This is a genomic window from Streptomyces sp. NPDC014764 (assembly GCF_043082785.1).
Taxonomy (GTDB): Bacteria; Actinomycetota; Actinomycetes; order Streptomycetales; family Streptomycetaceae; genus Streptomyces; species Streptomyces althioticus.
This window is the reverse complement of record NZ_JBIBXY010000037.1, coordinates 1-8,333: the sequence shown is the minus strand read 5'-3', so window position 1 is coordinate 8,333 and position 8,333 is coordinate 1. Positions and strand designations below refer to the sequence as shown.

Here is an 8,333-nt window from a genome sequence, read left to right as displayed (position 1 = left end):
GAAGGCTGGGTGGTGCGGCAGGTTTTCACCGAGACCCCGCAGTACCCCGTTGACTACGCGGTCGGCAACCACTTCGTGGCCACGCACGACCGTTCTCCGTTCGTCACCCGCCCGTACATCCAGCGGCGGCGCATCGACCGGTACGACACGCTCGACGCGCTGGTCTGGACGACGGAACGTCCGGGCCGGGACCGGGTGACGCAGACTGTCGGGCCGCACGAGGTGCCCAAGCTGCTCGACGACGTCTTCGGGATCCGCACGGCCCCGGAGGAAGCCCGTCTGCTGGTGACCCGGCTGAGGGAGCTGGACTCCGCCCGGCACCGCCCCGGGCCCGCACCTCGGTGACGCGGACCTGACCGGCCGCCTGCCCGCTGCCCCGGGTGCAGGCCGGCCGGGGTGACCCTCACCGTCGGCGGTAGGCCGCGGGTGTCGACCACGAGGTGCCGCTTGCGGCCGTTGGTTGCTTTCCTTATCACAAACAACTTTGCGCCCTTCGATTCCTGTCGGCGCAGTCCGGCCTGCCGTCCGGACGGGTCCGGGCGGCCCTGACGTTGCTGAGGACCTCCAGGCAGATCGGGGTACGACCTTGCGGAGAGGTGCATCACTACCACCGGTACCTGCCCTACACCACAGGCGCGGCAGAGACCTGCAACCTCGCGGCTGCGCGGAGCGAAGGCCCTGGCCGCTCAGAGCGCGGTCCGTATCGACGGCACGCTGGCGTGGGTGGGGGAGGGCGAGCATGCCTACCTGGTCCGCATCGAGGACGACGCACGCATGAGCTGCACCTGCCTGCGATGGGCGAAGTACCGCGGTGGCCGCGGATCGTGCAAACACGTACTGGCCACCCCGCCCCGCATGGCCCGGAACACGACAGAGAAGTTGGCACGGTGAGACTGATGGCATTCGTGGAGGCAGGTGACGTCCTTGGTGTGCTCCGGGTGCGGGGCGAATTCACCGCCCAGCAGCGTGCGATTTCTCCCAGAGCCGACCGGCGGCGGGTGCGAGCACACGCTGCCGGTTCTCCGGTGCCCGTACCTGCGTTACGCGACCCATGGCCGCCCCTCGCTCAATTAGATTTGAATCTAAATCTATCAGAGGGATTCCTGGGCTTCGGAGTGGGTCGCCATCGCTCGGTCGTAGCAGTTGAGATGACCACCGGACTGTGGTGGACGCGCCGAGCAAGGGCGGCGAAAGCAGTACGGCGATCAGCGGCAGAAGGTGACGCGGCGCGGAACCCGCTGTGTGGTGCGAAGGTCGCGAAGCCGCCACCCGCATCGCGCTCGGGCCGTCAGGGGGTGGTGCCCCTCGATCGGGGGAGCGGCGCTGATGCGAGGTGGCGTCCGGCGGATGTCGAGGCGCACCCCGACCGTGGTGTGCCTCGGCTTCACGGCAGGGCCGCGGGATCGGCAGCGAGGTCGCCGGGTCTACGCGGAGCGAACCGTGCCGGACGTCGGCGCGATGCGGGTTCGACCAGGCGGCTGAGGGGTCGCGCCGGCGGTTGCCTCCGCGACATGAGGGGCGCCTGGATGCGGAAGGCCGGTCGGCGGGTGCCGTCCGCAGGCTTCTTCCGGAGTGGGCGGCACCCTGTGACCTCCCCGTTTTGTGGCGGGGGCTGAGCTCCGGTGTATGGGACGCCTCACTTCTGGATACCCCCCGGGGCATAAAAGAGTTCCCCGCATGGTTCCCGAGATCGACCAGCAGCGGTTCGCCGAGGCGCAGGCGGCAGGTGCCCTCGTCGTCGACGTCCGTAACGGCGGCGAGTACCGGGCCGGTCACGTCCCCGGCGCCCGCTCGGCACCGCTTCCCAACCTCCCCCTGGTCCTCAGCGAGCTACCCAAGGATCGCCCGGTCTACGTGATCTGCCAGAGCGGCGGCCGCAGCGCGCAGGCGACCTCCCTGCTGTGCGACCTGGGCCACGACGCCCACAGCGTCAGCGGCGGCACCGGCGCATGGATCGACGCGGGCCGCCCGGTCACCGGCGACGGGCTCGGCGCCCCCACCGCTGCTCGACCGGCACAAGGCCCGCGCCCACCGCACCGGCACGCCCGACACCGTTCCCACCGGAGGTGCCCGATGACCGCCCTGTCCCAGCACACCACGCGGCCCGCCGAGGCCGGTGACCGGCTTTCAGACACTGCAGGCCCGCCTCCAGCGATTCGCCCACTGCGGCGCGGAGGACGGTCAGGGCCCGTAGCCCGCCGACGGCTCGTTGGTGCCGGCGCTCGTCCCTCGGGCCCACGGGGCACACGGGCGGGGCACGGATGCTGACCGGCGCGACGGACCCGATCGGGGGATGGCCGCTCGCCGACGCGGAGCCTCAGGAAGTGCTGATCAAGTACTTTCTGCCCGCACCTTGACGCGGTAGCGGTGCTCCTTGAGGGTGGCTGCCGGGGCGATGGGAGGGCAGCCATGGTGGTGCTGACGGAGTTCAGAACCGACGATATTGAGCGGAGCCAGCGCTTTGCCAGTTGGTGCGACCTGACGTCCGACACACTCGTTCCTAGCACTCTGCGCACCGACCACCACGAGGACTTCCGAGCAGGCCTGCGCGTAATTGACCTCGGTGCTGTGCAGATATCGGCCGTGACGTACCCATCGCTTGTCACGTCCAGGCCCACCAAGTTGGTCCGAAGATCCGATCCCGAGGCCTTACAACTGATGCTGAACCTGGAGGGCAGCCACAGGCTGATCCATGGCGGCAGAGACGCGACCAGCACGGCAGGCGAAATGATGCTGTTCGACACTTCGCGGCCATGGCAGGGGTGGGCTGGTGCGGACCGTGGCCGGGTCGGAGGCGTCCTTCTGCAGTTGCCCCGCGCTCTGCTGCCGCTGAAGACTGACCGGCTCCACGCACTTTCCGTCACGCCTCTACCGGGCACGTGGGGAGTGGGCGCCCTCCTGGCCGGCTACCTCAGACAACTCGCCACTGGGCCGTACTCCTATACCGCGGCCGATGGGCCTCGGCTCGCCACAGTCGCAGTCGACCTGCTCACCACGGTGTGCGCGCACCATCTGGACGCCGAAGCAGCCGTCCCGCCCGAGGTTCACCGCCGGGTTCTCCTCAAGCGGGTGCACGACTTCATCGACCGGCATCTCCCCGACCCAGACCTCACTCCCGCCGCAGTCGCAGCCGGATGCCAAGTTTCGCTGCGCCATCTGCACCGGCTCTTCGAGGATGAGGACCTCACCGTCGCCTCGTCAATCCGTCGGCGCAGGCTGGAGCAGTGCCGCCGTGATTTGGCCGACCCCCGGTCCACACGGCCGATAAGCGCGATAGCGGCACGCTGGGGGTTCACCGACGCCGCCCACTTCAGCCGCAAGTTCCGCAGCACCTACGGCATGTCCCCCAGCGACTACCGCAACGGCCGACACGCTTCGTTGGCCAACTGAGGCGTGCCGGGAGCAGTCGGCTCTCCTCGTATGGGCCGGGGGTGTCGCGGAGCCGCTGTAATGGAGACGCTCACGGCGCTGCGGACACACGCGGATCAGCCCCGCTCGGCAGCTCGCTGGCGGGTATCACGCTGAGAAGGCTGACCGGCCCGTGCGCTGGCGCCGGGCGGGCTCGCCATTCGAAGAACCTTGCCCCGGCAGGTGTCATCACCGAGCGTCCTCAGCACGTAGAAGACGATGGCCCTATTGGTGATAGTGCGGTTGCCACATCCACCCTGCGATCCGTTTCCGTCGCCCACGTAGTGCCAAGTCGCGCTGCCGTGCAGCTGGAACTTGCCGTAGACGCCGTTGCCCGTCGTCTCCATGTCACAGACTTCGACCCAGGCTCTGTCGTTGCCGACGCTGGCGTAATCGCTGCCTTCGTGCACCCTCACCACCGCAGCGTGGCCGGGCAGAGCCGCGGGATCAGCGCTGCTGGAGCTCGTCGGCTGGTGTCCAGTAACGGTTCGGCGTCCGACTTTTTCACGCCTCGTGTAGTTGGCGCGCATCGACAAGCACGTGGCACTCCTGGGCAATGAACTTTCCCGCACGCCGCTTGATCATGGATCAGTGCTCGCGAAGGAAACGGAAGTGTCTCGCGGCATCCTGTCCTAGAAGGGATCACGAATGATCACAGGTCGTCGAATAGCCACTCTTGCGCTCGCGACAGCATGCGCTGCGGTGCCGCTGACCACCGTCTCTGCAGCCGAGGCCCACGCCGGAACGGCCAACGTCTCCGGATTCGGCCCGACCAAGTGCACGGATATCGGCAACGGCAAGGTGTGCGCTACCGGCATCTCCGGTTCCCCTGACGGCTACGACGCGGCCTACGAAAAGTGGGGGGGTTCCACGGTTACCGCGCGATTTCAGCTGATGTGCATCAACGGCTTCTCGAAGTGGGACAACGGTACCTTCACCATCTCAGCAGGCCAGAGGAAGAGTTTCGTCTTCTCGGTCGGCGACCAGGGGTCCTGCAGGGTGCTGATGCACAGCGGTGGCAGTGTCTTCACGAGCCCTTACGTAGTGATCCCCTAACGTAACAGGGGAGGCGTTGGAGTACGCCGAAGCTACACGATGCATTTGATGTAGCTTCCCGGCTGCGACCACCTGGGTGATGGTCGCGCCTGGCGAATACGTTCCGCGCCGCACCGAGTGGCACCGCGATCTCAGCAAGAGCCTGCGCCGCGGGTAGCCGCGGGATGACATACGAGACCTCGGGCCCTGTCGGCGGGTCCGAGGTCCGGTCAAGGCCGGGGATGGTCAGTAGTCTTCGCGCTCGCAGTTCGGGCGCTCGATGACGTCGCAGGTATAAGCCCCGCCTTCGACTGCCGGCTACGCGGCGACGGCGTCCACCACACAGTGCTCGGCGTGGCCCGATCGCACAACCTGGCCCGCGCTGGGTAATCCCTCGGCCCACGTCCATCCAGTCCTGGCCAACGCCCGCTTACGGGACGTCGTTTACAACGGAAGGGTAGTACACGTCATGAAGGTTCGTGCTCATCTTAAAGCTGGCGCGGTTGCAATAGCAGCGGCAGGTATCACGGCAGCAGGATTCGCCGCGCCTGCAAGCGCCCAGCCGCAGGCAAAGGGTGCTTTGCTCAGGGGGGAGGTCGCCGCTATCGCGTCTACCTGCTATGGCAGCGCAAAGAGCTACACGAGCAACCTCTACGACAACGGATGGTTCTGGTATGGCAGCGTATACCCATCCACCACATCCAACTGCTCCGACATCAATATAAAGCCAACGAACGGCCGGATTCAGGTGCGTACTTGCTTCTTGCCCACGGGTGGGAGCGGTTACTGCAATAGTTGGCGCACCATCGAGAACAATACCTGGGGCACAGCGGCCACCGACGTCAGGGACGGAACCAAGTTCTACCTGAACTTCAGTGGTTCAAGCACTGGACTCGTAGCGTATTGAGCCAAGAGGACGATCGACGATTGCTGGCCAGCGTCAAATCATCGTCCTCGATAGGTGCTTTGCGGCCAACCGAGCGGTGCTCGAGGGTGACCTCCGCGGGTGATCATTCGGTTACGGGTAACACTTGCGGGACACATATGGAGGAACGGGCACCGTTGGTGCAGAGATTGCTCTGGTGACGTCGCAGGCGGTTGATCAGGTCGGCGTGCTGGCCAACGAGCTCGTGCACGGTAAGCGGTGAGACGTCGAGGATCGCGGTGGGGCTCGGCATTCACATCGGTCGTGCCGAGGCCAGGTCCGCGGTCTGTTGATGAGACAGCAGTCCGGCGATGGCTTGGACGGTGTCGCTGACGTGTTCGCGGCGGCCGAGGTGGCGGGCCAGGGCCCGCCAGTTCTTCAGGTGGGCAATGCCGTGTTCGACCCGGATGCGACGTGAGGAGTGTGCTTTGCGCTGTCGTTCGTGCACCTCCTCGTACCAGTCGGGGGCGGCCTTCTTAAACTTGCGGTGTGGTGGTGTGATCACACGGCCGCCGGTCTGAGCTCCCAGGCCCTGGTAGCCGGCGTCGGCGAGCATCTCCGCCGCGGGTACGTCGGCCAGGAGCGGACCAGCCCCAGCTGGCGCGCGTGGGTGATGTCCGCGCAGCTGCCGGGCCTGGTCGGGCTGCAGAACAGCACGCAGCCGTTCCCGTCCGTGACGACCATGGTCTTGACCGCGTTCTGCTTGCTCTTGCCGGAGACGAACCTGTCCCGGTCCTTGCGCCCGACTGCCGGGCGGCGGACCCGGATCTCGGTGCCGTCGATGATCCCGGTCTTCCCGCTCGCGGCGAGATGGTCGATGACCTCGGCCAGAGTCCGCAGCCGCACACCCGGGCTGACGGTGCAGCCTCGCTCGGCGAGCAGGGGCCGCACCTCTGCGATGGCCCGGGTGATGGTGGAGCGGTCAACACTGAACCAGCAGGCCAGCACATCGTGCGTGGTGGCATGCCGAGGTGCGCGAGCGCGGCCAAGAGCCGGTCGACGAACATCAACCGATGCTTCGCACCCGCGCCCACAGCACGCTTCCGCGGCCGGGACGCAAGCTTGGCCTGGTGCCGTTCATGCCACAACGGGCCCAGCTCTGCGACGAGTTCAGCAATCACGTTTGCCGACAGGCCCGTGATCCTCCGGTCACTGATGATCGCTGCACGAGACGCGTTCCCCACCACATGACCATGAATCGACGATCAGAAGCTCGACGTCTCACCGCTTACCGTGCACGAGCTCGTAAAACTTGCCGTTTAACGTCGGCGTGAGATGAGTCGAGTGAGTGACTCTGTGGGCCGGCAGAGCCATTCGAAAAGAGGGCTGGTGACCACGAACCAGTGGACGCTGATTCTGCCCGCCTTTTCGTCCAGGATCAGTGGGGCTTCATCCCGGTAGACGTCGCAGAGGTATCGGCGACGGATCGGCGCTCCGGCTATCAGCAGCACTGGCGAGGTGACAAGGAATGGCCACCGGGACCAGGGCCCTTGCTGTGATGAGCTTCGCCTTCTCCTCGTAGCGCATCCGCTCAGTGTGCTGATGCCCGAAGTCGTTTGTCAGCCTGTTCTACAGCCGTCGCCGTCGAACGTGACGCCGGGTGCTGCTCGGCCCGCGGCGAGGGACCGAGGCTACGGCGAGGTCTTCAACCGTGCAGGAGAGACGAAGTATCAACTCATCGAGAAGGTGATCTCCCGCAGCAGGCCGATTTCGGGGCGTGTGCTGGACCGGCAGGTCAGCGAGTTGACACGGGGTTCCCATGGCCGCGCACCCGGACATCCTGGCGCCCGCCTCCGGCTTACGGCCTCCCGCTGCCACCCGCCAGGCCTGCCCCGCTCCGGCAGCCCGGTCTGCTTCCGGTGCTGCGTCTTCTTCCCTATGGAGTCCCGCCCGGCCGACGGCAGTCTGCTGGGAAACACGGCTTGGAGGCTCACAGTGACAGCAGGCTCGGCCCCCGAGAGGGCCCTGGACGGCGTCGACATCCGCACCGCATCCTTCGCCCAGCGCCGACTGTGGTTCATGGACCAGCTCGCCGGTTCCTCCAGTGGGTCGATGCTCCCGCTGGTGCTGAGACTGAGCGGGGCCCTGGACGTGGAGCGGCTGCACAGCTCGCTGTCGGCGGTCGTGGACCGGCACGAGGTGCTGCGCTCGCGGTTCACCGCCGTCGACGGCGAACCCGTACAGGTGGTCGACGCCCCGGCCGGCGTCGCGCTGGAGCGCGTCGAGGTCAGCAGCCCGCAGGAGCTGTACGACCGGTTCCTGGGGCGCCCTGTGGACCTCGCCGCGCAGCACCCGGTCCGCGCCGTCCTCGCCCGCGTCGCCCCCGACGAGCACCTGCTGCTCGTAGAGGTGCACCACATCGCCGTGGACGGCTGGTCCTGGGGCGTGCTGCTGGAGGAGCTGGCCGCCGGGTACCGGGGGGACGCCGTCGCCGTGCCCGCCGTCTCCTACAGCGACCTCGCCCGGGCCCAGGCGGAGCGCCTGAGCGGGCCGCGTCTGGAGCGGATGCTCGCGCACTGGCGTGAGCGGCTGTCCGGGCTCGCACCGCTGGACCTGCCGACCGACCGGCCGCGACCGCGCACCTGGGACGGATCCGGTGACGTCGTCCGGTTCGACCTGCCCGCCGACGTGGTCGCCGCCGTCGACACCTACGCCCGCTCCCGCCGCGCCACCCGCTACATGTTCCTGCTCACCGCCTACCAGATGCTGCTCGGACACTGGGCGGGCCGCGACGACGTCGCCGTGTGCAGCACCCTCGCCGAACGCTCCCGGCCCGGCGCCGCCGGACTCATCGGCCCTCTGGTGAACACCGTCGTCCTGCGCACCCACCTCGCCGGCGCCCCGGACTTCGCCGGACTGCTCGACCGGGTGCGCCGCCGGGTCCCCGTCGACCTCGCACACGCCGAGGCGCCCTTCGACCTCGTCGTCGGCGCCGTCGGCGGATCCCGCGACCTGTCCCGACACC

8 protein-coding genes and 1 pseudogene are annotated in these 8,333 nt (G+C 67.6%); 6 read left to right on the top strand and 3 right to left on the bottom strand.

Going from position 1 to position 8,333, the window contains the following annotated elements; translation table 11 throughout:
- From ACF1AG_RS34555 to ACF1AG_RS34545, 3 genes are all read left to right on the top strand, one after another.
- Nucleotides 1–345 (top strand): arylamine N-acetyltransferase (locus ACF1AG_RS34555; RefSeq protein ID WP_391811040.1); only part of this gene is annotated, 345 nt, incomplete at its 5' end.
- Between the two features lie 1,281 nt (nt 346–1,626).
- Entirely contained in the window at nt 1,627–2,268 is a 642-nt protein-coding gene (locus ACF1AG_RS34550) for a rhodanese-like domain-containing protein (protein ID WP_391811039.1), read from the top strand.
- Nucleotides 2,269–2,409: 141 nt separating this feature from the next.
- Nucleotides 2,410–3,390, top strand: a complete 981-nt coding sequence (locus ACF1AG_RS34545) for a helix-turn-helix domain-containing protein (RefSeq protein WP_359607466.1) — start codon at nt 2,410–2,412, stop codon at nt 3,388–3,390.
- Between the two features lie 95 nt (nt 3,391–3,485).
- Here ACF1AG_RS34545 and ACF1AG_RS34540 read toward each other — a convergent pair whose 3' ends face one another.
- Nucleotides 3,486–3,824: a hypothetical protein gene (locus ACF1AG_RS34540; protein ID WP_391811038.1), complete on the bottom strand. Its 339-nt coding sequence runs from the start codon at nt 3,822–3,824 to the stop codon at nt 3,486–3,488.
- A 286-nt stretch (nt 3,825–4,110) separates the two neighbouring features.
- On the opposite strand from ACF1AG_RS34540, the gene ACF1AG_RS34535 reads away from it, so the two are divergent.
- Both ACF1AG_RS34535 and ACF1AG_RS34530 read left to right on the top strand, forming a co-directional pair.
- The gene (locus tag ACF1AG_RS34535) at nt 4,111–4,464 is read left to right on the top strand and encodes a hypothetical protein (protein ID WP_387798289.1); all 354 of its coding nucleotides are present in this window, start codon (nt 4,111–4,113) and stop codon (nt 4,462–4,464) included.
- A gap of 288 nt (nt 4,465–4,752) precedes the next feature.
- A pseudogene (locus tag ACF1AG_RS34530) lies at nt 4,753–4,833 on the top strand (IS5/IS1182 family transposase); the annotation flags it as partial.
- 788 nt (nt 4,834–5,621) lie between these two features.
- Here ACF1AG_RS34530 and ACF1AG_RS34525 read toward each other — a convergent pair.
- Nucleotides 5,622–5,873 carry a transposase gene (locus ACF1AG_RS34525; protein ID WP_359607461.1) on the bottom strand — a complete coding sequence of 84 codons (252 nt, stop codon included), beginning with the start codon at nt 5,871–5,873 and terminating at the stop codon, nt 5,622–5,624.
- Nucleotides 5,870–6,316: a transposase family protein gene (locus tag ACF1AG_RS34520; RefSeq protein WP_391811037.1), complete on the bottom strand. Its 447-nt coding sequence runs from the start codon at nt 6,314–6,316 to the stop codon at nt 5,870–5,872. The genes ACF1AG_RS34525 and ACF1AG_RS34520 overlap by 4 nt, the downstream gene beginning before the upstream one ends.
- A gap of 987 nt (nt 6,317–7,303) precedes the next feature.
- Between ACF1AG_RS34520 and ACF1AG_RS34515 the strand changes: the two genes are divergently transcribed.
- On the top strand, nt 7,304–8,333 hold a 1,030-nt coding region (locus ACF1AG_RS34515; RefSeq protein WP_359607457.1), incomplete at its 3' end, for a condensation domain-containing protein.

Bases quoted from the DNA above. Each gene is read 5' to 3' on its own strand.
- ACF1AG_RS34550 (WP_391811039.1), top strand. From the start codon at position 1,627: ATGGGACGCCTCACTTCTGGATACCCCCCGGGGCATAAAAGAGTTCCC.
- ACF1AG_RS34545 (WP_359607466.1), top strand. From the start codon at position 2,410: ATGGTGGTGCTGACGGAGTTCAGAACCGACGATATTGAGCGGAGCCAG.